Below are 24,093 nucleotides of genomic sequence, written 5' to 3'. Positions count from 1 at the left end.
TGACCTGACGAGACAGCGCATCATGACGCGGTTCAATTTCAACGGTCGCAAGACCCTGCCCTCGCGCGGCCAGGCCTGGAGCGAGCTGCAGGAAGCCATGTCCGACCTGCGCAGCGGCGATGCCGACTGGCGCCACGGCCGCACGCCCCTGCACGTCTATTACGCCGGCGAGGACGTGCTCGACGTCGCCCGCCAGGCCTATGCGATGTTCATTAGTGAGAACGCATTGGCGCCGGCGGCATTCCCGAGCCTGAAGCGGATGCAGGACGACATCCTCGACATCTCGCTGTCGCTGCTCGGCGGCGGCGGCGATGCCGGCGGCACCATGACCTCGGGCGGTACCGAGAGCATCATGCTGGCGGTACGCAGCGCCCATCGCGCCTTCCGCGCGCGGCGCCCGCAAGCGCGCCCGCACCTGCTGCTGCCGGCCAGCGCGCACCCGGCCTACGACAAAGCCGCCGACCTGATGGGCCTGGAGGTGGTGCGGGTGCCGATCGGCGTCGATTACCGCGCCAGCGCCGACATCCTCGCCCAACACATCGACGACGACACCATGATGATCGTGGCCTCGGCGCCGTCGCTGCCGTTCGGCACCATCGACCCGATCGTCGAGATCGGCCGCCTGGCGCTGGAACGCGGGGTCTGGCTGCACGTCGACGCCTGCATCGGCGGCTTCCTCGCCCCGCACGTGGCCAAGTTCGTGAGCGGCGTGCCGCGCTTCGACCTCAGCGTGCCCGGCGTGCGTTCGCTGTCGGCCGACCTGCACAAGTTCGGCTACGCCGCCAAGGGCGCCTCGGTGATCCTGTACGCCGATGCCGAAGACCAGGAGCACCAGTACTTCGAGTACTTCGACTGGCCCAAGGGCATCTACCGCACCGAAACCCTGACCGGCACCCGCCCCGGCGGCGCCGTCGCCGCGGCCTGGGCGGTGATGCACTACCTCGGCGAAGCCGGCTACCGCGCGCTCGCGCAACGCGTCATGCACATCCGCGACCGCTACATTGAGGGCATCGAGCGCATCCCCGGCCTGCACCTGCTCGGCCAGCCCGACCTCAGCGTGATCGCCTTCGCCTCCGACCGCTACGACATCCACGACGTCGGCGACGCCATGGAAGCGCGCGGCTGGTACGTCAGCCGCTTGTCCAACCCGGCCGCACTGCACATGACCGTGACTCCGGGCCACGATCAGGGCGTCGACGATTACCTGAGCGACCTGGAACGTTCGATCCCGCACGCGGACCGGCCGGCCCTGCGCTCGCAATCGCGGACCGTGGTCACGTACTGAGCAGGGCGACGCTGAGGATCATGCGCGGTCGATCCGATCGGTAATGCAACAACGGCATCCTTCCACCCTCGGGAGCGGCGGCCCCGCCCGGCTCGCCTCCCCTCATCGCAACCGCAACGCAGGAGCACGACATGAGCAATCCCTTCGACGATCCCAACGGCAGCTTCCTGGTCCTGGTCAACGACGAGAACCAGCATTCGCTGTGGCCCGAATTCGCCGAAGTCCCGGCCGGCTGGCGCAGCGTGCACGGCCCCGGCGCGCGCCAGGCCTGCCTGGACTACATCGAGACGAACTGGACCGACATGCGCCCGGCCAGCCTGATCAAGGCGCAGGAACAGCACGCGCACTGAACCGCGCACGATTCGGATCGCCACGATGCCCAATGGAAGAGCCGCACTCGCTGCGGCTCTTCTTCTTTTAGGAAACAGGGACGCACGTCGCGGCCATGGCTTGCATGTAGCCAGCCTGTTTGGAAAGGTAAGCTTCGATACAGGACGATGGGTAGCCGCCGATGGATTTGAAACCGATCAGCTCTTTGCTTGGGGATATTTCGCTCTGGGCGGCCGTACTGTTCGTTCTTGCGACGGGCTATGTTTGTTTCCGCTCCGGCTCCAGCCATCTCATGATCTACCGCCTATGGCGATGGTTCACCGATAAACAGGAGATCTCCGACCCGAAAATCCGGGCCTTCATGAACGAACAGAACAGTCTGATGTCGTTCCGTTTCGTCACTGGCCTGCCTGCCGGCAACTTGCCCCAGGCGCACAGGTTGATCCGGTCGATCAACGTTCTAGGCATTGACGTCGCCGATGTGCGAAAAGCCCACGACCTCATCGAGATCGGCGAGGGAAACGTCGCGATCCGGAAAATCCCATCGAAGGCATGGCACGCAAGCATGGCGGTCGCGACCGGGTTGCTGCTGCTGGCGACCACCATTGCGGCCTGTGGTGTCTTCTATAACCGGGCCATTCTTCAATTCCGGGAGACGGGCACCTGGTTCCTGCTCAACGAGGAATTCGCGCGGACAATGTCCGACGAATCCAGATCGATGAGTCCGCAGGACTGCAAGCCGGCGCCGGACCCGAAGCTGAAACATGGATTCAGTGCCCAGGAACTGAAAGCGCTGTGCGAGGGGTGGAAAGATCCCAAGACCAAGACCTTCATCGAGCGGACGCTTTCAGAACAGCGCTGGGGCTTCGGATGCCTGTTCCTCACCTTGCTGCTGCTGGCCTGGCATCCCTATCGTTCCTTAAGGAGCGCAGACGCGGTGCAGCGGCTCAAGCGCCAGCTCGACAAGAAGAAGGCTTGAACGCTATATCGAGGGATCGTCGACACCCTCCGGCAACCGGCGATTAACTGCGCAGCTTCAGCGCCCGGTTGACGCCCAGCGCCGCCAGGGTGCAGATCGCGCCCGACAACAGGTACACGCCGACGAAGGCCAGGCCGAAGTGTGCGCACAGGCCCAGCGCCACCAGCGGCGCGAACGCGGCGCCGATCAGCCAGGCCAGGTCCGAGGTCAGCGCGGCGCCGGTGTAGCGGTACTTGGAACCGAAGTTGGCGGTCACCGAGCCGGCGGCCTGGCCGTAGGACAGGCCGAGCAGGACGAAGCCGATCAGGATGAACACGTCCTGGCCCACTTCGCCGGAGCCGAGCAGGGTCGGCGCGAAGCCGCTGAACATGGCGATCGCCGCGGCCAGCGCCGCGAGCGTGCGCGGACGGCCGTAGCGGTCGGCGATCAGGCCCGAGACCACCATCGAGCCGCAGGCGAGCAGCGCGCCGACGATCTGCACGCCGAGGAACTGGCTGACCGACTGGTCCGAATACAGCAGGATCCACGACAGCGGGAAGATCGTGACGATATGGAACAGCGCGTAGCTGGCCAGCGCGGCGAAAGCGCCGATGACGACGTGGCGGCCCTTCTCCCGGAACAGCTCGACCACGTCGGTGGGTTCGAGTTCGTGCTCGCCGAGTTCGCGTTCGTACTCGTGGGTCACGACCAGGCGCAGGCGGGCGAACAAGGCGACGACGTTGATCGCGAACGCGGCGAAGAACGGATAGCGCCAGCCCCAGTCGAGGAAGTCGCTCGGCGCCAGGCTGGTGTTGAGATAGGCGAACAAGCCGGCGGCGATGATGAAACCGGCCGGCGCACCGAGCTGGCCGAGCATCGCGTACCAGCCGCGGCGGTGCTTGGGCGCATTGAGCGCGAGCAGCGACGGCAGGCCGTCCCAGGAACCGCCCAGGGCGATGCCCTGGCCGACCCGGAACAGCGACAACAGCGCGATCGACAGCACGCCGATCTTGCCGAAGCCGGGCAGGAAGGCGATGCCGGCGGTGCAGGTGCCGAGCAGGAACAGCGCGACGGTGAGCTTGGTGCTGCGGCCCCAGCGGCGCTGGATCCACATGAACACGACCGTGCCGATGGGGCGCGCGACGAAGGCCAGCGCGAACACCGCGAACGACCACAGCGTACCTTCGAGGCGGCCCAGGAACGGGAAGAACACCGTCGGGAACACCAGCGCCGAGGCGATGCCGTAAACGAAGAAGTCGAAGTACTCCGAGGCGCGTCCGATCACCACGCCGACCGCGATGTCGCCGGGCGCGACCTCGGCATGCGAACCGGTGTCGTGCACCGAAACGGTCATGGAGGAATCCGGGTTTGCGTGATTTGGCGTATGCATCGTCGATTCGGTGGTGGGCGCCGCGGCGCGGTCGTAGCGACCGGGCCGGGCACTGTGCCTAAACAGGCGGGTACGTTCAGTTAAAGTGCATCGGGCAACGACAGCGCCGGAAACGACGCCCGCGGCCGCAAACGCGGCAAAGTACGGGCGCCCGGCAGCCGGGACGCCGCTAGCTTCCCACCACCGGCGCGGCGCTGCCATAGGACAAAACGTCCAATCGTCGTCACAGTCGCGCGCCACTACAGTGCGCGCATCGCCGCGACTGCCGCGGCCTCGATCGTGCAGCCGTACCCCTAGATGACCGCCATCGACCCCCTGCCCCGCCCTGCCTCGCTCCCGAGGACCCTCCTTCGCCTGTGCATGGCCGCGGCGCTGCTGCCGCTGGCCGGCTGCAACACGATCCTGCTGAACGCGCCCGGCGACGTCGCCGCGCAGCAAGGCGACCTGATCGTGGTGTCGACCGTGCTGATGCTGCTGATCATCGTGCCGGTGATCGCGCTGACCCTGTACTTCGCCTGGCGCTACCGCGCCGCGAACACCCAGGCCACCTACAAGCCGGACTGGGATCATTCGACCCAGCTCGAACTGCTGATCTGGGCCGCGCCGCTGCTGATCATCATCGCGCTCGGCGCGATCACCTGGATGAGCACCCACACTCTCGACCCGTATCGCCCGCTCGACCGCATCGCCAAGAACCGCCCGGTGCCGGCGCATGTGAAGCCGCTGGTGGTCGAGGTGGTGGCGCTGGACTGGAAATGGCTGTTCCTCTATCCCGAGCAGAACATCGCCACGGTCAACGAACTCGCCGCGCCGGTCGATCGCCCGATCCAGTTCAAGATCACCGCCTCCACGGTGATGAACTCGTTCTACATCCCGGCCCTGGCCGGGCAGATCTACGCCATGCCCGGCATGGAAACCCAGTTGCACGCGGTGATGAACAAGCCCGGCAACTACGAAGGTTTTTCGGCCAACTACAGCGGCGCCGGCTTCTCGCATATGCGTTTCCGTTTCCACGGTCTCGACCAGGCCGGTTTCGACGCCTGGGTCGCCAAGAACCGCGCCAGCGGCGCGACCCTCGAGCGCGCCGGCTACCTGGAGCTGGAAAAGCCCAGCGAGAAGGAACCGGTGCGCCGCTACGGCGCGGTCGCGCCCGGGCTATACAAGGCGATCCTCAACCGCTGCGTCGACAGCCAAAAGATGTGCATGGACGAGATGATGGCCATCGACGCCGGCGGCGGCCTCGGGCTCAACACCAACGCACTCGCGCCGCGTCGCAAGGGCGACCTGCGCGGCGGCCCGGTGGTGACCTCGGCGATGTGCCTGACCGAACCCTCGGCCGGCTCGACCCTGGGCCTGGCCACGCTCGCCCCCTGACCTTACGTAAACGCAATCACCGGGCGCGCCGAGCGCGCGCCGAGTCCGCCCGCGGACTTCTGGAGTCGAGATGTCTGACCAATCCAACCTCGCCACGCTGATCTTCGGCCGGCTCACCTGGGACTCGATCCCTTTGCACGAGCCGATCCTGATCGCGACCTTCGCCATGGTCGCGCTGGGCGGCCTCGGCCTGCTCGCCGCGATCACCCGCTACAAGCTCTGGGGTTACCTCTGGAACGAGTGGTTCACCAGCATCGATCACAAGAAGATCGGCATCATGTACATCGTGCTGGGCCTGGTCATGCTGATGCGCGGCTTCGCCGACGCGATCATGATGCGCCTGCAGCAGGCGATGGCCTTCGGCGACAACGTCGGCTACCTGCCGCCGGAGCACTACGACCAGATCTTCACCGCCCACGGCGTGATCATGATCTTCTTCGTGGCGATGCCGCTGGTCACCGGTTTCATGAACTACGTGGTGCCGCTGCAGATCGGCGCGCGCGACGTCGCCTTCCCGTTCCTCAACAACTTCAGCTTCTGGATGACCGCCTGCGGCGCGGGCCTGGTGATGGTCTCGCTGTTCGTCGGCGAGTTCGCCAAGACCGGCTGGCTGGCGTATCCGCCGCTGTCGGGCATCGCCTACAGCCCCGGGGTCGGCGTCGACTATTACATCTGGGCGCTGCAGATAGCCGGCGTCGGCACCTTGTTGTCGGGCATCAACCTGATCGCGACGATCGTCAAGATGCGCGCCCCGGGCATGAGCCTGATGAAGATGCCGGTGTTCACCTGGACCTCGCTGTGCACCAACGTGTTGATCGTCGCCGCCTTCCCGGTGCTGACCGCGGTGCTGTTGCTGCTCTCGCTCGACCGTTACGCCGGCACCAACTTCTTCACGAACGATCTGGGCGGCAACCCCATGATGTACGTGAACCTGATCTGGATCTGGGGCCATCCGGAGGTCTACATCCTGATCCTGCCGTGCTTCGGCATCTTCTCCGAGATCGTCTCGACCTACAGCGGCAAGCGCCTGTTCGGCTACGCCTCGATGGTCTACGCGACGGTGGTCATCACCATCCTGTCCTACCTGGTGTGGCTGCACCACTTCTTCACCATGGGCTCGGGCGCCAGCGTCAACTCGTTCTTCGGCATCACCACGATGATCATCTCGATCCCGACCGGGGCGAAGATCTTCAACTGGCTGTTCACCATGTACCGCGGCCGCATCCGCTTCGAAGTGCCGATGCTGTGGACGGTCGGATTCATGGTCACCTTCACCATCGGCGGCATGACCGGCGTGCTGCTGGCGGTGCCGCCGGCCGACTTCGTCCTGCACAACAGCCTGTTCCTGATCGCCCACTTCCATAACGTGATCATCGGCGGCGTGCTGTTCGGCCTGTTCGCCGGCATCAACTTCTGGTGGCCCAAGGCCTTCGGCTTCAAGCTCGATCCGTTCTGGGGCAAGTGCTCGTTCTGGTTCTGGATCACCGGCTTCTTCTTCGCCTTCATGCCGCTGTACGTGCTCGGGCTGATGGGCGTGACCCGCCGCATGAACCACTTCGAAGACCCGTCGCTGCAGATCTGGTTCGTCATCGCCGCGTTCGGCGCGGTGCTGATCGCCATCGGCATCGCCTGCATGCTGATCCAGTTCGCGGTCAGCATCCGCCGCCGCGAATCGCTGCGCGACCATACCGGCGACCCCTGGCAGGGCCGCACCCTGGAGTGGTCGACCTCGTCGCCGCCGCCGGACTACAACTTCGCCTTCACCCCGGTGGTGCACGACAACGACGCCTGGCACGACATGAAGCAACGCGGCTTCCAGCGCCCGACCGGCGGTTTCAAACCGATCCACATGCCGAAGAACACCGCCGCGGGCCTGGTCGTCGCCCTGCTCAGCACCGTCTGCGCCTTCGCCCTGATCTGGCAGATGTGGCTGGTCGCCGGGGTCTTCTTCGCCGCCATGCTGATCGCCGCGATCGTCCACACCTTCAACTACAAGCGCGACTACTACATCCCGGCCGAGCAAGTGGCCGCGACCGAGTCCAAGCGCACGCAACAGCTGGCCGCCGCCCATGTCTGACGCTCACGCCATCGCCACCCACTCGCCCGACGGGCGTCCGGTCTTCCTCGACCTGCAAGGCAAGCACCATCCGCAGAACGGCACCCTGCTCGGGTTCTGGCTCTACCTGATGAGCGACTGCCTGGTGTTCGCCTGCCTGTTCGCGGTCTACGGCGTGCTCGGACGCAGCTACGCCGCCGGCCCCTCGGGCGCGGACCTGTTCGACCTGCAACTGGTCGCGATCAACACCTCGATGCTGTTGCTGTCGTCGATCACCTATGGCTTCGCGATGATCGCGATGCAGAAGCGCAAGATCGCTGCGGTGCAGGGCTGGCTGGCGATCACCGGCCTGTTCGGTCTGGCTTTCATCGGCCTGGAGCTGTACGAGTTCGCCCACCTGATCCACGTGGGCGCCGGCCCGCAGCGCAGTGCGTTCCTGTCCTCGTTCTTCGCCCTGGTCGGCACCCACGGCCTGCACGTCACCTTCGGCATCGTCTGGCTGGTCACCTTGATGGTCCAGGTCGGCAAGCACGGCCTGACCGTCGAGAACCGCCGCCGCCTGCTGTGTCTGTCGATGTTCTGGCATTTCCTCGACGTCGTCTGGATCGGCGTCTTCACCTTCGTTTACCTGATGGGAGTGCTGCCGTGACCCAGCCCGCCACGCATGCCGCGCACGAGCACGGCCACGATCACGGCCACGACGAGCACGACGACGGCGCCCACGGCAGCGTCGGCAGCTACACCATCGGCTTCCTGCTGTCGGTGGTGCTGACCGCGATCCCGTTCTGGCTGATCATGGCCAAGGTGATCCCGAACTCCGGCACCGCCGCGTTCGTGGTGCTGGCCTTCGCCGTGGTCCAGATCGTCGTGCACATGGTCTATTTCCTGCACATGAACACGAAGTCGGAGGGCGGCTGGAACATGCTCGCGCTGATCTTCACCCTGGTGCTGGTGGTGATCCTGCTGGCCGGTTCCTTGTGGGTCATGCACCACCTCAACGTCAACATGATGCCGATGGCGCCGCACGACATGCGCAATATGCCTTGATCGGGACTCGGGACTCGGGACTCGGGGTTCGGGAATCGGGAATCGGGAATCGGGAATCGGGACTCGGGGTTCGGGAATCGGGAATCGGGAATCGGGAATCGGGAATCGGGAATCGAGTTTCGGGTCTTCGGTTCTCGCCGTGTTCTTTTTGCCCGTCGTTCCCGCGAAGGCGGGAACCCAGGGTTTCACCGCGACATGACTCTGAAGTCTCTGGATCCCCGCCTTCGCGGGGATGACGGATGAGGAGTACGTAAGCCTCTGCACGAGCTTGAAATCGAGCAACACCGAACGCCCTATCGGCGATTCATGAAAAGGCCCCGACCATGACGAACACCGCCAAGCGCCCGCGCAGCCGTTTCGCCCTGGCGGCGCTGTCCTTGCTGTTCCTGGCCGCCTTCTTCGGCCTGATCGCCCTCGGCAGCTGGCAGGTGCAGCGGCGGGCCTGGAAGCTCGACCTGATCGAGCGGGTCGACGCGCGAGTGCATGCGCCCCCCGGCGCCGCGCCCGGGCCGGCCGACTGGGCCGGGGTCAGCGCCGCCCGCGACGAATACCGCCATGTCCGGCTCGAAGGCCGCTACTTGCGCGGAAAAGACAGCCTGGTCCAGGCCGTGACCGCGATCGGCCCCGGGTTCTGGCTGCTGAGCCCGTTCCAGACCACCCGCGGCGATATCGTCCTGATCAACCGCGGCTACGTGCCGGGCCAGCGCGAAGCCGCCGCCGCGACTGCCTCGCTGTCGGATACCCAGGTCACCGGTCTGCTGCGCCTGAGCGAGCCCGGCGGCGGTTTCCTGCGCAAGAACGCGCCGCAGCAGGACCGCTGGTACTCGCGCGACGTCGAAGCCATCGCCGCCGCCCGCGGCCTGCAGCGGGTCGCGCCCTATTTCGTCGATGCCGACCGTCGCGATGGTGCGGCCGCGCCCGGCGCCGAGCCGGCCTGGCCGGTCGGCGGACTGACGGTGATAAAGTTTCCCAACAGCCATCTGGTCTACGCATTGACCTGGTTCGGGCTGGCCCTGATGGTCGCCGCCGCCGCATGGCGGGTGGCGCTGGAAGAACGTCGGCGCCGCCGCGCCGCCGCATCGCTCGACGAACCCCGCTGAGGAGCGCCGATGCAGGACCTGCCGCTGCCGCGCACGATCGACTCCCAGGCGCCCGCGTCGGCGGCCTCGGGCGACAGCGCCGGGGTCAAGAACATGCACCAGCTGATCCAGTTGCGCTGGATCGCGGTGATCGGCCAGGTCGCGACCATCGTCTTCGTCCATTTCGCCTTCGGCATCGCCCTGCCGCTGGCGCCGATGGCGATCGTCCTGGCCTGCCTGGCCGCGTTCAACCTGGTCAGTCTGCTGCGTTGGCGGCATCGCGAGAAAGTCACCAACGGCGCGCTGTTCCTGGCCTTGCTGGTCGACGTGGTCACTCTGACCGCGCAGCTTTACCTCAGCGGCGGCGCCGCCAACCCGTTCGTGTTCCTGTACCTGCTGCAGGTCGCGCTGGCGGCGGTGCTGCTGCGCTCGTGGGCGAGCTGGGCGGTGGTGTTCGCGACCAGCGCCTGCTTCATCGCCCTGACCATGTTCGCCGGGCCCGTGGTGATTCCCGCCGACCCGACCCGCGGCCTCGCCGACCCTTACGTCCAGGGCATGCTGCTGTGTTTCGTCCTCAACGCCACCTTGCTGGTAGTGTTCATCACCCGCATCGGCCGCATCCTGCGCGCCCGCGACGCGCGCCTGGCCGACCTGCGCCAACGCGCGGCCGAGGAGGAGCACATCGTGCGCATGGGCCTGCTGGCCTCCGGCGCCGCGCACGAACTCGGCACGCCGCTGGCGACCTTGTCGGTGATTCTCGGCGACTGGCGCCGAATGGCGCCGTTCACCGAACAGCCCGAGCTGCTGCAGGAGCTCGACGAGATGCAGACCCAACTGCATCGCTGCAAAACCATCGTCACCGGCATCCTGCTCTCGGCCGGCGAAACCCGCGGCGAAGCTCCGGCCGAGACCACGGTCGGTGCCTTCCTCGACGAACTGGTCGATGAGTGGCGCACGACCCGCCCGGTGCGCGGATTCGATTACGCCAACGGTTTCGGCGAAGATCTGCCGATCGTCTCCGATTCGGGTCTCAAGCAGATGATCTGCAACGTGCTCGACAACGCCCTGGAAGCCTCGCCCGACTGGATCGGCCTGGAAGCCTCGCGCGACGACGACCGCCTGGTGCTGAAGGTCAGCGACATCGGCCCCGGCTTCGCCCCGGCCATGCTCTCGCACTTCGGCAAGCCGTATCAGTCGAGCAAGGGCCGCCCCGGCGGCGGCCTGGGCCTGTTCCTGGCCCTCAACGTCGCCCGCACCCTCGGCGGCAGCATCACCGCGCACAACCGCAGCCCGCGCGGCGCCATCGTCGCGATGACCCTGCCGCTGTCGGCGCTGACCCTGGTCGAGGCCGCCGATGAGCCCTGATCGCGTGAACAACGAGCTCGGGAATCGGGATCAGGGCCCGCCCCGGGACGCGCCACGCGAGCTGCTGATCGTCGAAGACGACGCCGCCTTCGCCCGTACCCTGACCCGCTCGTTCGAGCGCCGCGGTTATCTCGTGCGCAATGCGACCGACCTCAGCGAAGTCGACGCCCTGCTGCGCGAACACTCGCCCGGTTTTGCGGTGGTCGACCTCAAGCTGGCCGGCGGCGACTCCGGCCTGGCCTGCGTGCAGGCCCTGCACGCCCACGACCCCGATATGCTGATCGTGGTGCTGACCGGCTACGCCAGCATCGCCACCGCGGTCGAAGCGATCAAACTGGGCGCTTGCCACTACCTGGCCAAGCCCTCGAACACCGACGACATCGAAGCCGCCTTCGGCCGCGCCGGTGGCGACGCTACGGTCGAGCTGAGCGAACGTCAGACCTCGATCAAGACCCTGGAGTGGGAGCGCATCCACGAGATGCTCGCCGAAACCGACTTCAACATCTCCGAGACCGCCAGGCGGCTCGGGATGCATCGAAGGACTTTGGCGCGGAAGCTAGGGAAGCATCGGGTGAAGTGAGTGCGCTTTCGAGATGCGCCCGGCCGAGCGCCTTCCGCCATCGGGTAGCCCTGCCTCGCCTGCCCAGCCCCCCAGACGCAAGCCCCCGCGAGACGCCCGACCGCCGGTCGGATTTTCGACGATGTTGCGCAAACGAACGCCCCGGCGGTGACCGGCGCCGGGATGGCGCCCCGTTGATCGTCGTGCAACACCTCGAAAAAACTCCGACCCGGCTCGGCGCCGCGATGGCGCCGCGCCGCGGCCGGCTGCGCAGATTGGACGGACTTTCCCTGTCATGGAGGCGCGCGCGATGGAAGTCCCCCGTTGGGCCGTGGTTCCGCTCGGAAGCGCGCCTTCGGAACTGCGCGAGGTGCTCGCGGTCTTGTCGGGTTGCGCCTCGATCGACCTGTCGCCTTCGGGCTATCTGCAGGCGGCGATCCAGGGCGCCGACGGCATCGTCCTGGTGCCGGGCCTCGGCGGGCTGGCGGCGATCGCCGAGTCGATAGCGGCGATCCGCCACGAGCGGCCGCAGTTGGCGATCGTGGTCGCGACCCGCGACGCCGGCGACAGCGAACTCGATGCGTCGGCCTTGGCCGGCGCTTCCGACTTCGTGTCCCTGCCCGCGACCGGGTCGGAATGGCGAGTGCGGCTGCACCGTGCGCTGCACGCCGCGGCGGCGCCGTGCCGCAGCGAACCGGCGCCGGAAGCGACGCCGGAAGCGGAGCCGCATATCCGCGGTTTCGTCCACGCCAGCAAGGCCTGCGCGATGATCGCGGCGCGCCTGCCGACCTTGGCCCGCTGCGACGCCAGCGTATTGATCACCGGCGAGACCGGCACCGGCAAAGAGGTGTGCGCGCAGGCGATCCATTATCTGTCGATGCGCGCCGACCGGCCGTGGGTCGCGGTCAATTGCGGCGCGATACCGGTCGAGCTGGTCGAGAACGAGTTGTTCGGCCACGTCAAAGGCGCCTACACCCATGCCCACAGCGCCTGCCCGGGGCTGGTGCGCGAAGCCGAGGGCGGCACCCTGTTTCTCGACGACGTCGACTGCCTGCCGCTGTCGGCGCAGGCCAAGCTGCTGCGCTTCCTGCAGGAACGCGAGTATCGGCCGGTCGGTTCCAACACCGTGCATCGCGCCGACCTGCGGGTGATCGCCGCGAGCAATTGCAACCTGTGCACGCTCTCGCAGAGCGGCGGCTTCCGCCAGGACCTGTATTACCGCCTCAACGTCCTCAACATCACCCTGCCGCCGTTGCGGCAGCGGTCGGAGGACGTGCCGATCCTGGCCCGGCACTTCGCCGCCCACTTCGCCCGCGAGTTCGGCCGCGCCCCGGCCGGTTTCGCCTACGGCGCGCTCGAACGTCTGCTGCGCCACGACTGGCCCGGCAACGTGCGCGAGCTCAAACACGTGATCGAGCGCGCGGTGCTGCTGTCGAGCGGCAACGTGCTCATCGCCGAGGACATCGAGATCGAACCGGCCTCGCCCGACCTGTCCCTGCCGCCCTCGTTCGACCTGGCCGCCGATTCGTTCCGGGCCGCCAAGCAGCGGGTGGTCGAGGAGTTCGAGCGCGGCTATGTCGAGCACCTGCTCGCCGCGCATGCCGGCAACGTCACCCATGCCGCCATCGCCGCGAAGAAGGACCGCCGCGCCTTCTTCGAACTGATGCGCAAGCACCGCATCGAGCCCAAGCGCTTCCGCGCGTACGAACCGCAGCTGGGCTGATCGCCTTCGCCTGGCCACGACCGGGACGGCGCGGGCCGTGCCCGCGGCGCCGACGTGCCCGAGTCGGGGCCTGAATATCCGATGCGGCCCGTCCGCATCGACGGCGCGGCGACTGTACCTGCTCGCCCGCAGGACAAAGCCGCGCACTGCAGGGACAAAAACATCCTGGTTGCGCAGCCTTGAAAACACGGCGTTTGCGCCCGCCGATGTGACCGCCGCCGAAGTCCTGCCCGGATCAAAACATCCGCCCTCGTTCGCTTCGATGCCTCTCAAAAGCCCGTCGTCGCAAGGGTTCGCCTCGTCCGCCGCGGTTGGCACCGCTCTTGCATCGATCTGATGCGCAGAGGGTCGATCGCGATGGACGAAAGCTCCGCGGTATCGGCATGTGTCAAGGCATTGGCCAGCTATATGCGAGCCAATCCGCACGCGTGCGATACCGCCGAAGGCATCCATCGCTGGTGGTTCGGAACCGAGCACGAGGTCGCCATGGACGAATTGCAGGAGGCGCTGGACTGGATGAAACGCTGCGGCGTAATCGAAGAGACCGTGGCGGCCGACGGCCGCCGGCGCTATCGTCGGCTCGCCGGCGATGCACTGCTCGGCGCCTTGCTGACGCAGCGGCGCGAGGACTGAATCCGTGGCGAACTACCGCGCCATCGCCGCCACCAGTACCGCACTGGCCGGCCTGCTGCGCGATCGCTACCCGCGCGACGAATTCGGCGCCGGCCTCGACATCAGCCTGTATCAAGCACGCGACTTCGAGTCGCCGATGCAGGACGGCTTCTCGATCTACCTGTTCCGGGTTGCGGTCAACGGCGCCATGCGCAACCTGACCCTGCGCCGTTCGCCCGACGGCCGCCGCTATCGGCCCTCGCTGCCGCTCGACCTGCATTACATGATCACCCCCTGGGCGCAGGACACCGAACGCCAGCAGCGCATGCTCGGCTGGGTGATGCGGCTGATGGAAGACACCAGCGTACTCAGCGCCGGCCACCTCAACCACTACATGCCGGAGACCGACACCTTCGGCGCGCAGGAAGGCATCGAAGTGGTCTGCGATCCGCTTTCGCTCAACGATTACCTGACCCTGTGGGACCGCCTGCGGCGCCTGCCGTCCTCGGCGACCTATGCCCTGCGCATGGTCCTGATCGACTCCGACGTTCACGTCGACGACGGCGCCGCGGTGCAGAGCCGCCGCTTCGAAGTGCATGAGGCGACCACGTGAGCGCGGTTCTGTTCGAGCTCGAAGTGCTGCAGCGCAATGCCGCGCTCGGCCTGCGCTTTTGGGATATGGCTACCGCGAGCTCGGTGATCGACGGCCTGGTGGTCGAGGTCTACCCGCGCAACGCGCCGAACGCGCGCAAGCGCGCCCTGCCCAATCCCAGCGGCATCTACGTGGCGCATCGGGTCGGCGGCCTGATCGATTTCGAGTTCGACGCGCGCGACCCGCTCCAGCGCCCCTGGACCGAGGCGCAGAACGCGTCGCCGCCGGCTTCCGGCTACCGCATCGAGGTCAGCGACCCGTTCGGGCGCTTCCTGCCGCTGGCCTTCGATGCCGAGCTGCCGGCGCGCGGATTGTTCACCTGGCTGGCGCCGTGGATTTCGCCGCCGCAGCCCCTGGCCCTGCCCGGCACCGCCAGCTCGCCGCCGCAGTGGCTGATCGAACGCATTCCGTTGTTCTCGTCGCCGAGCCGCCCGCTGCCGCAGCCGCTCGCGGTGACCTATGCGCAGCTGCGCGAGGCCGGCACCCAGCGCGTGCCGGCGTGGAGCCTGCTCGCGGTCGACATCGACGGCGCGCCGCGCGGCATCGGCATGGCCGACCGCGACGGCCGGGTCGCGGTGATCTATCCCTATCCCGAGCCGCCGCGCACGCCGCTGTCCTCGCCGCCGGAAGCGCGCAGCGATTTCCACTGGACGGTCGAGCTCAGCGCGTTCTGGTCGCCGGGCTCGCCGCCGGGCGAACCGCCCGCCGTGCCCGACCTCGCCGACGTGCTGGCGCAACTGGCCGCGCCATGCACGGTGATCGATTCGTTGTCCTCGCCGGCGCCGCCCCGGCGCCTGGAGTACCGCCGGCCGATGACGGCCAGAACCGAAGGGCAGCCGGCGGCGGACGCTTCCTGGCTGTTGGTATCCACCGCATGACCGCGCCGCGCGCCAGTACATGCGCCGTCTTAGGCAAGGAGAACTGCTATGTCTGAGTACCTGGCTCCCGGTGTCTTCGTCGAGGAAGTCTCCTTCCGTGCGAAATCGATCGAGGGCGTGAGCACCACCACCACCGGCTTCGTCGGTCCCGCCCGCTACGGTCCGCTCGACATCGAGCCGGAAATCGTCACCAGCCTGGTCGAGTTCGAGCGCACCTACGGCGGCCGCGACAAGCTGGTATTCCAGGACGCCGGCGAGGTCGACAATTACCTCTGGCACGGCGTGCGCGCGTTTTTCGAGGAAGGCGGCAAGCGCCTCTACGTCAGCCGTGCGTTCACCCCGGTCGACGCCACCGACGAACGTCCCGGCTGCGCCCGCGGCGGCCTGCCCGGCAGCCCCTCGTCGATGATGGTCTACGCGCGTTTTCCCGGCCGCGCCGGCAATGCGCGAGTCGGCTTCACCTTCAACGTCGGCCAGAGCCTGCTCTCCGACGTCGACGGCGTCACCTTCGCCAACTCGTTGCAAACGCGCGACGTGGTGTGGATCCGGCCGCGTCCGGGCGCGCCCTCGCCCGGCGTCGAGGACGGTTATTACCTCGCCCTGTGGGATGCGGGCAACGAAAGCTGGGCGTTCGTATCCAGCGGAGACGACATCGGCACCGCGCAGGCCAGCCTGACCGATCTGAGCGCCGCCAATTACGAGCTGCGCGTGATCAGCGTGACCGTGGTGGTGCAGCCGCTCGGCGGCGGCGACGCCTTCGTCGCCCCGGACCTGCCGCTGGACCCGCTGCATCAGCGCGCCGGCTCGCCGGACTCGCTGTTCGCCTACTTCGCCGAGTTCCCGGCCAGCCTCAGCCGCGCCCGCACGTTGCCGATCGTGATACGCGGCGAAGACGTCGCCGCGATCGGCACCGGCACCGAATTGCTCGGCGCCTTTTTCGATGCCGACCCGAACGCCTCGGTGTCGCCGCCGGCGGGGTTGCGCGCGGCCATGCAGGACTCGCAGAGCACGCCGGCCGAACGCAGCCTCGCGATCCTGATCGAAGACGGCAACGACGGCCTGCGCCCGTTCGCCTCCGCTTACGAGGGCGAGGTCGACAGCGCCGACCGCAAGACCGGCCTGCGCCAGTTCGAGGACCTGGAAGACATTTCGATCGTCGCCGCGCCGGGCTCGACCTTCGGCTACGAATCGGGCTATGCGACGCATGCGCCGTCGATCGTGCGCGCGCTGATCCGCCATGCCGAACGCATGAAGTACTGCATCGCCGTGCTCGACAGCGGCGACAACCAGGCGATCAGCGAAGTGCGGGCGATGCGCGCCCAGCTCGATTCCAAACACGCCGCGCTGTACTACCCCTGGGTGCGCGTGCTCGACCCGCTGACCCAGCGCGAGACCCACATGCCGCCGTCGGGTTTCGTCGCCGGCATCTATGCGCGCAACGACGTCAACCGGGCGGTCTACAAGGCCCCGGCCAACGAGGTCGTCAACCTGGCCCTGGGCTTCGAGCGCTTCCTCAACAAAGCCCAGCAGGAAGTGCTGAACCCGGAAGGGATCAACTGCTTCCGCTACTTCGAAGGCCGCGGCATGCGCCTGTGGGGCGCGCGCACGATCAGTTCCGACCCGGAATGGAAGTACGTCAACCTGCGACGCTACTTCGCCTATTTGGAGCGCTCGATCGACAAAGGCACCCAGTGGGCGGTGTTCGAGCCGAACGGCGAACAACTGTGGGCCAACGTGCGGCGCACGATCGAGGACTTCCTGCTCAACGAATGGCAGAGCGGCGCCCTGCTCGGCGACAAGCCGGAGAAATCGTACTTCGTCAAATGCGACCGCTCGACCATGTCGCAGAACGATCTCGACAACGGCCGGTTGATCTGCCTGATCGGCGTGGCGCCGCTGCGGCCCGCCGAATTCGTCATCTTCCGCATCGGCCAGTGGACGGCCGACCGCAAAGTCTGATCGGAGAGCAACGCCATGGCCATCCTTCGCGACCGCCCGTACGTGCAGTTCAATTTCCTCGTCGACCTGGGCGACGGGGTCACCGACGGGCCGCAGGCCGGTTTCCAGGAACTCAGCGGCATCGGCATGGAAGTGACCGTGTCCGAGTACCGCACCGGCAACGCCAAAGAAAACAGCGTGATGAAGATCACCGGCATGAACAAGTCCACCGACGTGACGATGAAACGCGGGGTGATCGGTTCGCTGAACCTCTATCAGTGGCTCGACCAGATCCGCAACGGCGACCAGAAGGCCATGCGCACGGTGACGATCCATCTGCAGAACGAGGACCACACCCAGATCGTGCAGACCTGGAAGTTGCTGCGGGCGCGGATCATCAAGCACACCAGCGGGCCGTTCAACGCCAAGGGCACCGACGTGGCCCTGGAAGAGCTGACTCTGTCCTACGAACGGCTCGAGATGGAGTGAGGACCGTGGCGAACGCGCGCCGGCTGCCCGGCATCCAGGTCGACGTGGCGCCGCCGCTCGCGGCGGAGGCGCTGCCGCGCCTGGACGTGGCGGTGTTCGTCGGCTTCGCCTCGACCGGCCCGCTGCACCTGCCGGTCGCGCTGGAAAGCGCGGCGCAGTACGCGACCGTGTTCGGCGCCGACGCGCCGCTGGCCTGGGACGCACGCCGCGGCGAGCGCGTGCATGCGCACCTGGGGCCTTCGGTGCGCGCCTTCTTCGCCAACGGCGGCCGCCGCTGCTGGGTGATACGGGTAGCGCACAGCGCCGAAATGGAACGCGTGCGCGCCGAGGTCGATCCAAATGCCGATCCCTCGCTCGCGCTCGCCGTCGCCAACCGCTTCGCATTGTCCGGGATGCTCTCGATCGCCGCGGCCGGCGGCGAGGCCGAGCCGGCGATCGTCGCCGCGCGTTGCGAAGGGTCCTGGTCCGATTCCCTGCGCGCCAGCGTGTCGGTGCAGTCGCGCGGTTTCGCCCTCGATGCCTGGTCCGGCGTGGATTCGCCGGCCTCGGGCCAATACGAATTCCTGACCCGGCAGCCGCTGCGCAACGGCGACCTGCTGCAGTTCGGCCGGCCCATCGGCGACTGCGCTTATGCCCGGGTCGACGCCGTCGCCGCAGGCCCGACCCCGGCGTCGCCGTATCGCGTTTCGGTCCGCATGCTCGCCGCGTTCGGGCGTATCCTCGCCGATGCCTCGCCGGCGGGCGATGTCGCCGGTGTCGCCCGTCTCGCCGGCGTCGAACTGCCGTTGACGGCGACGCTGTTGGCGCCGCCGGCTTTCGACGAAGATCCGGAGTCGGCCGCCGAACCGCCTCCGCTGAGCCTGCGCTTCGACCAGGCGCTGCCCGAATCCGCGTTCGAAATCGGCGCCTGGGTGCGTTTCGACGCGGCCGGCGCGGTCCACTGGTTGCGCATCGACGAAGCCGACCGCGCACCCGACCTGTCGGCGAGTCCGCCGGCGGCGAGCACCCTGCAGATGCTCGCGACCGTGCACGGACCGGCCTGGCGCGAGGTCGAGCTGGCCGCCGCGCCGTTCGGCACGGTGAGTTCGGCGCAAGTGGTGGAGATCGAACTGCGTGCGACCTCGGAACAGGGACCCCAGGCGCGGCTGCGCAAGTTGGGCCTGACCCCGGAGCGGCCCGGCAACTTCTGGGAACTGCAGCGCGACAGCGAATTCTATCGCATGCACGACGATCTCGCCGCCACGCCGGCGCAGTTGCAGCGCTTTCCGCTGGCGCCCGACGAGGCGCCGCCGCCCCTGGCCTGGCTGCCGCTCGGCGCGAGCGGGTTGTTCGGCGCGGCCGTCGGCCCCCTGCATCGCGAACAGACTGCGCTCGAACGCGACGGCCTGGCTGGGTTCGGCGCCGGGCTATTCCTCGACCCGGAGCTCGCCGACGACGGCGTCGACGCCCTGCTGGGCCATGCCGACGACATCCGCCTGATCCGCGAGCGCACGCGCCCGCTGTACGGGCTGCATGCGGTGTTCGGCATCGGCGCCGGCGGCCTGTTCAACGAGGCCAGCCTGATCGCCGTGCCCGACGCCGTGCACTGCGGCTGGCAACGGCGCGGCGCGGACGACCCGGAACCCGCGCAAGCACCGCCCGTGACGACGCCGGCGCATTGGCGCGCGCATCGCGGCGCCTGCCTGGCGACCGTGGCCGCCGATTCGGTCCTGGCGACGCCGGATTTCGGCCGCTTCCTCGATTGCAGCACGCGCCTGATCGAAGCGCCGCTGCTCGACGGTCCGCACGCGTCGGTGCCGCCCGGCACCTATCGCCTGAGCTGGACCGAGAGCGAGCCCGGCGCGGTCTATGCGCTGTTCGAAGCCGGCAGCGCCGACTTCAGCGACGAGCGCGAGATCTACCGCGGCGCCGACGGCGAATACCTGGCGATGAGCCAGCGCGAAGGCCTGTATCACTATCGGGTGTTCGCCTGGGTCGGCGACGAGAGCAGTCGGGGTTCCAATCCGGTCGCAGTACGGGTGCGCGCCGACGACTGGGAACAGGTGGCGCCCGAGTCGGCCGGCGACCTGCACGAGACCGACTGGCTGCAGGTGCACCGGGCCAGCCTGCGCCTGGCCGCGGCCTGCGGCGATCTGTTCGCGGTGTTGTCGATGCCGCGCCATTTCCGTACCGCGCAGGCGTTGCGCTACATCCAGCGCCTGCGCGCCGTGCGCACGCCGACCGATCGAATCGGGCCGGGCGACCCGCAGGCCTTCGGCTTCGACGAGGCCCGCGCGCTCAGCTACGGCGCGCTATATTTCCCCTGGCTGCAGTCGGATGCGCGCGCGAGCGGCGCCGACCGCGCCAGCCAGCGCCCGCTGCGGGTGGTGCCGCCGGACGGCGTCGCGGTCGGTGTGCTGGCCAAGCGCGCCTGGCTGCGCGGCGCCTGGATCGCCGCCGCCAACGAACCGATGAAGGACGTGGTCGCGTTGACGCCGCCGATCGCCGAGAGCGACCGCCAGGCGCTGCAGGATGCGCAGATCAATCTGCTGCGCAACGATCCGCGCGGGTTCTTCGCCCTGTCCGCCGACACCCTGGCGCTGGACGAGGCGCTGCGGCCGATCAACGTGCGCCGCCTGTTGATCCTGCTGCGACGCATGGCCCTGCGCCACGGCACCCGCTACGTGTTCGAGCCCAACGGCCCGGTGCTGTGGCGTTCGGTGCAGCGCGGCTTCGAGTTGCTGCTGAGCGAGCTGTTCCGCCGCGGCGCCTTCGCCGGCGCCACCGCCGCGCAATCCTTCCGGGTGGTCACCGACGAGGGCGTCAACACACCGCAGTCGGTAGACGCAGGCCGCTTCGTGGTCGAACTGCGGGTGGCGCCGTCGCTGCCGATGCGCTTCATCGCCGTGCGCCTGGCCCAGAACGGCGAGCGCCTGGCCGTGATCGAGGAGCTCTGAGCATGGCCGCCCAGCCCTACCCGTTCACCAATTTCAACTTCGCCGTCGAGATCAACCGCGGCGACGACGCCAAGCCGCTGGCCGCCGCCGCGTTCGCCGAGTGCGACGGCCTGGAAATGAACATGGAGGTCAAGACGATCCGCGAGGGCGGCGCCAACGATCGCCAGATCCGCCTCAACGGCATGGTCAGCTACGGCCAGCTGACCCTCAAGCGCGGCATGACCGAGAACTTCGACCTGTGGCGCTGGTTCAAGGACAGCGTCGCCAATCCGCGTTTGCGCGCCAATGCCGAGGTGGTGCTGTTCGCCGCCGACGGCAGCACCGTGCGCGCACGCTTCCTGCTCTCGCGCTGCGTGCCGGTCAAGCTCAAGGCGCCGGCGCTGAACGCGCGCGACGGCCAGGTCGCGATCGAGGAACTGCAGGTGGCCTACGAGACCCTGGCCCTCAAGGAGCTCGAGGCATGAAACGCGCGGAGGCCACGCCATGAGCCTGGAAAAAGCCCAGCTGATCGAACTCGACCAGAGCTTCGCCAACGAAAAGTCCGGCGGGCGCAAGGTCGCGGTGCAGTTCAATCCGGAAACCCTGAAGGTCACCTTCGCCAACCAGATCGTGCAGCCGCAGGGCGGCGACCAGGCCGCCGGCAACGCCGGCCGCCAATTCGTCGGCGCCGGCACCACCAAGCTGGCCCTGCAGCTTTGGTTCGACGTCACCGCGATGGAGAAGGACGCGGTCGACGACGTGCGCCGGCTGACCCAGGACGTGGTCTATTTCATGACCCCGCAGAAGTCCGAAGAAGACCCGAAGAAACTCTCGCCGCCGGGGCTGCGCTTCCACTGGGGCACGTTCCTGTTCGACGGCATGGTCGAGGGCATGGAAGAGACCCTGGAGTTCTTTTCGCCCGACGGCAAGCCGCTGCGCTCCAGCATCACCATGACCCTGTCGCAGCAGAAGATCCTCGAAGCGAAATTCGAGGGCGAAGGCAAGGTGCCGAACCAGCCCGGCCAGGCGCCGCTGAAGAGCGCCAACGAAGGCGATTCGCTGCAGTCGATGGCCGGCAAGAGCGGCAAGCCCGACTGGCAGGGCATCGCCTCGGCCAACGGCATCGAAGATCCGCTGCGCATGTCGCCGGGCCAGCTCGTCGATCTCAATCTGTCCGCCGGCGCGTCGATCGGCGGCGGCGCCGGCATCGGTGTCGGCCTGGGCATAGACGCGGGCATCGGCGGCAGCGCTTCGCTGGGCGCCGGCTTCGGCAGCGGACTGGGTGCCGGCCTCGGCGGCAGCGTCGGCCTCGACGCCGGAGCCAGCGCCGGCGCCGGCCTCAACGCATCCCTCGGCGGCAGCGCCGGCGGCTCGATCTCGTTCGGATAAGGAGCCCGGTCATGGCGGTCGTCATCAACGAATTCGAAGTGCTGGCCGAGCCGCGTCCCGCGGCCAAGCCGGACGCTGGCGCCGGCGCCAGGTCCGAGGGCGAGCCGCCGGAAAAACTCGAACCGCGCGACGTGCAGACGGCGTTGCGCCAGATCGACCAGCAGTCCCTGCGCGTCTGGGCGCACTGACGGAGCCATAGCCGACCCATGGGCGATACCGCGACATTGCCGATCAAAGCTTCGCGTCCGTCGGTGGAAATCGACGGCAAGCGCGAAGCCACGCTGACCAGCTCGCTGATGTCGCTCGACATCGTCGAGTCCGAGGCCGGCCTGGCCCGTTGCGAGTTGGTGTTCGGCAATTGGGGCGGCCCGGACAAGGGCGGCTTCCAGCATTTCGGCCGCGACCTGCTCGAGTTCGGCAAGCCGCTGACGATCACGCTCGGCGACGGCAAGTTGTTCGAGGGCCGGATCAGCGCGCTGTCGGCGAAGTTCCCCGATGGCGGCACGCCGCAGATCGGCGTCTGCGCCGAGGACCGCCTGCAGGACCTGCGCATGACCCGGCGCACTCGCGCCTTCGCCGATGCCAGCCTTGCCGACATCCTGCGCAGCATCGCCGGCGACCACGGCTTGCAGGCGCAGGCCGACGTGCAGGGAGAAACCTATAAGTTGCTGGCCCAGGTCAACCAGAGCGACCTGGCGTTCCTGCGCGACCTGGCCCGGCGCGAGGACGCGCAGATCTGGGTCGAGGGCAGCCAGCTGAAGGCGGCGCAACGCGCGCAACGCAACGGCCAGTCGCTGGAACTGTCCTGGGCCGGGCCCTTGCGCGAGTTCGAAGTCTGCGCCGACCTCGCTCATCAACGCACCCGCCTGGTCGGCGCCGGCTGGAGCGTCGCCGACAAGCGCGTCGCCAAGCACGAGGCCGACGAAGCGGCGATCCGCGCCGAACTCAACGGCGGTCCCAGCGGCGCGGAGACCCTGCAGCAGGCCTTCGGTGCGCGCGTCGACGCGCTCGCGCACGGCCTGCCGAGTTCAGACGGCGAAGCGCGCGCCCTGGCCGAAGCCAGCTTCCGCCACATGGCGCGGCGCTTCATCACCGGTCACGGCGTCGCCGAGACCAAGGACGCGCTGCGGGTCGGCACCAAGCTGAGCATCAAGGGCGTCGGGCCGCTGTTCGAAGGCGACTACACCGTGACCGAAGTGCAGATCCGCTTCGATCCCAAACTGGGCGTGCGCACCGAGTTCTGGTGCGACCGGCCCGCGATCGGACGGGGCTGAGCCATGCGCATCGTCGAGCTGCCGCCGTTCGAACAACTGCTCAGCGAACGCCTGCCGAGCGGCTGGGGCGGGCGCTGGTACGGCGTGCTGGTGGCGTTGGTCACCGACATCAAGGACCCCGACCAGCAGGGCCGGGTGCGGATCACCCTGCCCTGGTCGCCCGATGCCGGCGGCCAGCGCTACGAGGGCTGGGCGCGGCTGGCGACGATGTTCGGCGGCAACAACCGCGGCAGTTGGTTCGTGCCCGACGTCGACGACGAGGTGCTGGTCTGTTTCGAACACGGCGACCCGCGCCGGCCCTACGTGATCGGCGGGCTGTGGAACGGCCGCGACCAGCCGCCCGAATCGATGGACGGCGCCGGCAACAACTACAAGAAGGTGCTGCGCTCGCGCAACGGCGTGAAGATCACCCTCGACGACCAGGACGGCCGCGAACAGTTGCTGCTGGAAACGCCGGGCGGCCAAAGCATCCTTCTCAAGGACGGACCGGGCGCGGTCGAGATCGAAGACGGCAACGGCAACTCGGTCAAGCTGGAAATGTCCGGCATCACCGTCACCGCCGCGGCCAAGGTCACCGTCAACGCCAGCCAGGTCGCGGTCAGCGCCGGCATGGTCACGGTCGACTCGGCGATGTCGCGCTTCTCCGGCGTGGTCCAGGCCGACACGGTGATCTGCAACTGCATCATCAGCGCCTCCTACACCCCCGGCGCGGGGAACATCTGGTGAAGCCGATGACCGCCAGCCGCCGAGATCGCCGAGATCGCCACGCCCGCCCGCGGA

General features: G+C 67.9%; 23 protein-coding genes. 22 read left to right on the top strand and 1 reads right to left on the bottom strand.

The annotated features are described in order from the left end of the window. The first annotated feature begins 22 nt into the window (after nucleotides 1-22). From AC6CH2_RS02395 to AC6CH2_RS02385, 3 genes are all read left to right on the top strand, one after another. Complete coding sequence (locus AC6CH2_RS02395) at nucleotides 23-1,285, top strand: pyridoxal phosphate-dependent decarboxylase family protein (RefSeq protein ID WP_498267763.1); 1,263 nt, start codon at nucleotides 23-25, stop codon at nucleotides 1,283-1,285. Nucleotides 1,286-1,416: 131 nt separating this feature from the next. Continuing rightward, entirely contained in the window at nucleotides 1,417-1,635 is a 219-nt protein-coding gene (locus AC6CH2_RS02390; RefSeq protein WP_031372417.1) for an MbtH family protein, read from the top strand. Nucleotides 1,636-1,796: 161 nt separating this feature from the next. Beyond that, complete coding sequence (locus AC6CH2_RS02385; RefSeq protein WP_498267762.1) at nucleotides 1,797-2,594, top strand: DUF6216 family protein; 798 nt, start codon at nucleotides 1,797-1,799, stop codon at nucleotides 2,592-2,594. A 43-nt stretch (nucleotides 2,595-2,637) separates the two neighbouring features. On the opposite strand, the gene AC6CH2_RS02380 is transcribed toward AC6CH2_RS02385, so the two are convergent. Further along, nucleotides 2,638-3,927, bottom strand: coding sequence for an MFS transporter (locus AC6CH2_RS02380; RefSeq protein ID WP_498267761.1), 1,290 nt, complete (start codon nucleotides 3,925-3,927; stop codon nucleotides 2,638-2,640). A gap of 396 nt (nucleotides 3,928-4,323) precedes the next feature. Between AC6CH2_RS02380 and cyoA the strand changes: the two genes are divergently transcribed. From cyoA to AC6CH2_RS02285, 19 genes are all read left to right on the top strand, one after another. Continuing rightward, on the top strand, nucleotides 4,324-5,337 hold the full coding sequence (gene cyoA, locus AC6CH2_RS02375) for a ubiquinol oxidase subunit II (RefSeq protein ID WP_498267760.1): 1,014 nt from the start codon (nucleotides 4,324-4,326) through the stop codon (nucleotides 5,335-5,337). Between the two features lie 100 nt (nucleotides 5,338-5,437). Continuing rightward, the gene (gene cyoB, locus AC6CH2_RS02370; RefSeq protein WP_498268197.1) at nucleotides 5,438-7,414 is read left to right on the top strand and encodes a cytochrome o ubiquinol oxidase subunit I; all 1,977 of its coding nucleotides are present in this window, start codon (nucleotides 5,438-5,440) and stop codon (nucleotides 7,412-7,414) included. Further along, nucleotides 7,407-8,042: a cytochrome o ubiquinol oxidase subunit III gene (gene cyoC / locus AC6CH2_RS02365; protein ID WP_498267759.1), complete on the top strand. Its 636-nt coding sequence runs from the start codon at nucleotides 7,407-7,409 to the stop codon at nucleotides 8,040-8,042. The genes cyoB and cyoC overlap by 8 nt, the downstream gene beginning before the upstream one ends. Then, on the top strand, nucleotides 8,039-8,440 hold the full coding sequence (gene cyoD / locus AC6CH2_RS02360; protein ID WP_435393761.1) for a cytochrome o ubiquinol oxidase subunit IV: 402 nt from the start codon (nucleotides 8,039-8,041) through the stop codon (nucleotides 8,438-8,440). Before cyoC ends, cyoD begins: the two co-directional genes overlap by 4 nt. Nucleotides 8,441-8,763: 323 nt before the next feature. Next, nucleotides 8,764-9,540, top strand: coding sequence for an SURF1 family protein (locus tag AC6CH2_RS02355; RefSeq protein ID WP_498267758.1), 777 nt, complete (start codon nucleotides 8,764-8,766; stop codon nucleotides 9,538-9,540). A gap of 9 nt (nucleotides 9,541-9,549) precedes the next feature. Then, entirely contained in the window at nucleotides 9,550-10,884 is a 1,335-nt protein-coding gene (locus AC6CH2_RS02350; protein ID WP_498267757.1) for an ATP-binding protein, read from the top strand. Beyond that, the gene (locus AC6CH2_RS02345; protein ID WP_498267756.1) at nucleotides 10,874-11,464 is read left to right on the top strand and encodes a response regulator transcription factor; all 591 of its coding nucleotides are present in this window, start codon (nucleotides 10,874-10,876) and stop codon (nucleotides 11,462-11,464) included. Before AC6CH2_RS02350 ends, AC6CH2_RS02345 begins: the two co-directional genes overlap by 11 nt. Before the next feature lie 289 nt (nucleotides 11,465-11,753). Next, nucleotides 11,754-13,166, top strand: coding sequence for a sigma-54 interaction domain-containing protein (locus AC6CH2_RS02340; RefSeq protein ID WP_498267755.1), 1,413 nt, complete (start codon nucleotides 11,754-11,756; stop codon nucleotides 13,164-13,166). A 357-nt stretch (nucleotides 13,167-13,523) separates the two neighbouring features. Next, a complete protein-coding gene (locus AC6CH2_RS02335; protein ID WP_435393756.1) occupies nucleotides 13,524-13,799 on the top strand; it encodes a hypothetical protein in 276 nt (91 codons plus the stop codon). 4 nt (nucleotides 13,800-13,803) lie between these two features. Next, nucleotides 13,804-14,391: a Pvc16 family protein gene (locus AC6CH2_RS02330; RefSeq protein ID WP_498267754.1), complete on the top strand. Its 588-nt coding sequence runs from the start codon at nucleotides 13,804-13,806 to the stop codon at nucleotides 14,389-14,391. Next, entirely contained in the window at nucleotides 14,388-15,308 is a 921-nt protein-coding gene (locus AC6CH2_RS02325) for a hypothetical protein (RefSeq protein WP_498267753.1), read from the top strand. The genes AC6CH2_RS02330 and AC6CH2_RS02325 overlap by 4 nt, the downstream gene beginning before the upstream one ends. A 48-nt stretch (nucleotides 15,309-15,356) precedes the next feature. Beyond that, the gene (locus tag AC6CH2_RS02320; RefSeq protein WP_498267752.1) at nucleotides 15,357-17,267 is read left to right on the top strand and encodes a phage tail sheath subtilisin-like domain-containing protein; all 1,911 of its coding nucleotides are present in this window, start codon (nucleotides 15,357-15,359) and stop codon (nucleotides 17,265-17,267) included. Nucleotides 17,268-17,282: 15 nt separating this feature from the next. After that, nucleotides 17,283-17,735 (top strand): phage tail protein, encoded by a 453-nt coding sequence (locus AC6CH2_RS02315; protein WP_435393752.1) that lies wholly within the window; start codon nucleotides 17,283-17,285, stop codon nucleotides 17,733-17,735. A gap of 5 nt (nucleotides 17,736-17,740) precedes the next feature. After that, a complete protein-coding gene (locus tag AC6CH2_RS02310; RefSeq protein ID WP_498267751.1) occupies nucleotides 17,741-20,671 on the top strand; it encodes a phage tail sheath C-terminal domain-containing protein in 2,931 nt (976 codons plus the stop codon). A 2-nt stretch (nucleotides 20,672-20,673) separates the two neighbouring features. Further along, nucleotides 20,674-21,135 carry a phage tail protein gene (locus AC6CH2_RS02305; RefSeq protein ID WP_498267750.1) on the top strand — a complete coding sequence of 154 codons (462 nt, stop codon included), beginning with the start codon at nucleotides 20,674-20,676 and terminating at the stop codon, nucleotides 21,133-21,135. Nucleotides 21,136-21,154: 19 nt separating this feature from the next. After that, complete coding sequence (locus AC6CH2_RS02300; RefSeq protein ID WP_498267749.1) at nucleotides 21,155-22,039, top strand: CIS tube protein; 885 nt, start codon at nucleotides 21,155-21,157, stop codon at nucleotides 22,037-22,039. A gap of 11 nt (nucleotides 22,040-22,050) precedes the next feature. Beyond that, nucleotides 22,051-22,227, top strand: a complete 177-nt coding sequence (locus AC6CH2_RS02295; RefSeq protein ID WP_498267748.1) for a hypothetical protein — start codon at nucleotides 22,051-22,053, stop codon at nucleotides 22,225-22,227. Nucleotides 22,228-22,245: 18 nt separating this feature from the next. Then, nucleotides 22,246-23,313 (top strand): phage late control D family protein, encoded by a 1,068-nt coding sequence (locus tag AC6CH2_RS02290; RefSeq protein WP_498267747.1) that lies wholly within the window; start codon nucleotides 22,246-22,248, stop codon nucleotides 23,311-23,313. Nucleotides 23,314-23,316: 3 nt separating this feature from the next. Beyond that, complete coding sequence (locus AC6CH2_RS02285) at nucleotides 23,317-24,039, top strand: phage baseplate assembly protein V (RefSeq protein ID WP_498267746.1); 723 nt, start codon at nucleotides 23,317-23,319, stop codon at nucleotides 24,037-24,039. Nucleotides 24,040-24,093 lie beyond the last annotated feature (54 nt).

The sequence above is a fragment of the Lysobacter sp. GQ73 genome (assembly GCF_059758755.1).
Note: the sequence above shows the minus strand (reverse complement) of the source record. Positions and strands in the feature narration are given on the sequence as shown.

What these genes read in the sequence shown, in the direction of transcription:
- AC6CH2_RS02395 (WP_498267763.1), top strand. Translation starts at nt 23, where the DNA reads ATGACGCGGTTCAATTTCAACGGTCGCAAGACCCTGCCCTCGCGCGGC.
- AC6CH2_RS02390 (WP_031372417.1), top strand. Translation starts at nt 1,417, where the DNA reads ATGAGCAATCCCTTCGACGATCCCAACGGCAGCTTCCTGGTCCTGGTC.
- AC6CH2_RS02385 (WP_498267762.1), top strand. Translation starts at nt 1,797, where the DNA reads ATGGATTTGAAACCGATCAGCTCTTTGCTTGGGGATATTTCGCTCTGG.
- AC6CH2_RS02380 (WP_498267761.1), bottom strand. Translation starts at nt 3,927, where the DNA reads ATGACCGTTTCGGTGCACGACACCGGTTCGCATGCCGAGGTCGCGCCC.
- cyoA (WP_498267760.1), top strand. Translation starts at nt 4,324, where the DNA reads ATGGCCGCGGCGCTGCTGCCGCTGGCCGGCTGCAACACGATCCTGCTG.
- cyoC (WP_498267759.1), top strand. Translation starts at nt 7,407, where the DNA reads ATGTCTGACGCTCACGCCATCGCCACCCACTCGCCCGACGGGCGTCCG.
- AC6CH2_RS02355 (WP_498267758.1), top strand. Translation starts at nt 8,764, where the DNA reads ATGACGAACACCGCCAAGCGCCCGCGCAGCCGTTTCGCCCTGGCGGCG.
- AC6CH2_RS02350 (WP_498267757.1), top strand. Translation starts at nt 9,550, where the DNA reads ATGCAGGACCTGCCGCTGCCGCGCACGATCGACTCCCAGGCGCCCGCG.
- AC6CH2_RS02345 (WP_498267756.1), top strand. Translation starts at nt 10,874, where the DNA reads ATGAGCCCTGATCGCGTGAACAACGAGCTCGGGAATCGGGATCAGGGC.
- AC6CH2_RS02340 (WP_498267755.1), top strand. Translation starts at nt 11,754, where the DNA reads ATGGAAGTCCCCCGTTGGGCCGTGGTTCCGCTCGGAAGCGCGCCTTCG.
- AC6CH2_RS02335 (WP_435393756.1), top strand. Translation starts at nt 13,524, where the DNA reads ATGGACGAAAGCTCCGCGGTATCGGCATGTGTCAAGGCATTGGCCAGC.
- AC6CH2_RS02320 (WP_498267752.1), top strand. Translation starts at nt 15,357, where the DNA reads ATGTCTGAGTACCTGGCTCCCGGTGTCTTCGTCGAGGAAGTCTCCTTC.
- AC6CH2_RS02315 (WP_435393752.1), top strand. Translation starts at nt 17,283, where the DNA reads ATGGCCATCCTTCGCGACCGCCCGTACGTGCAGTTCAATTTCCTCGTC.
- AC6CH2_RS02305 (WP_498267750.1), top strand. Translation starts at nt 20,674, where the DNA reads ATGGCCGCCCAGCCCTACCCGTTCACCAATTTCAACTTCGCCGTCGAG.
- AC6CH2_RS02300 (WP_498267749.1), top strand. Translation starts at nt 21,155, where the DNA reads ATGAGCCTGGAAAAAGCCCAGCTGATCGAACTCGACCAGAGCTTCGCC.
- AC6CH2_RS02295 (WP_498267748.1), top strand. Translation starts at nt 22,051, where the DNA reads ATGGCGGTCGTCATCAACGAATTCGAAGTGCTGGCCGAGCCGCGTCCC.
- AC6CH2_RS02290 (WP_498267747.1), top strand. Translation starts at nt 22,246, where the DNA reads ATGGGCGATACCGCGACATTGCCGATCAAAGCTTCGCGTCCGTCGGTG.
- AC6CH2_RS02285 (WP_498267746.1), top strand. Translation starts at nt 23,317, where the DNA reads ATGCGCATCGTCGAGCTGCCGCCGTTCGAACAACTGCTCAGCGAACGC.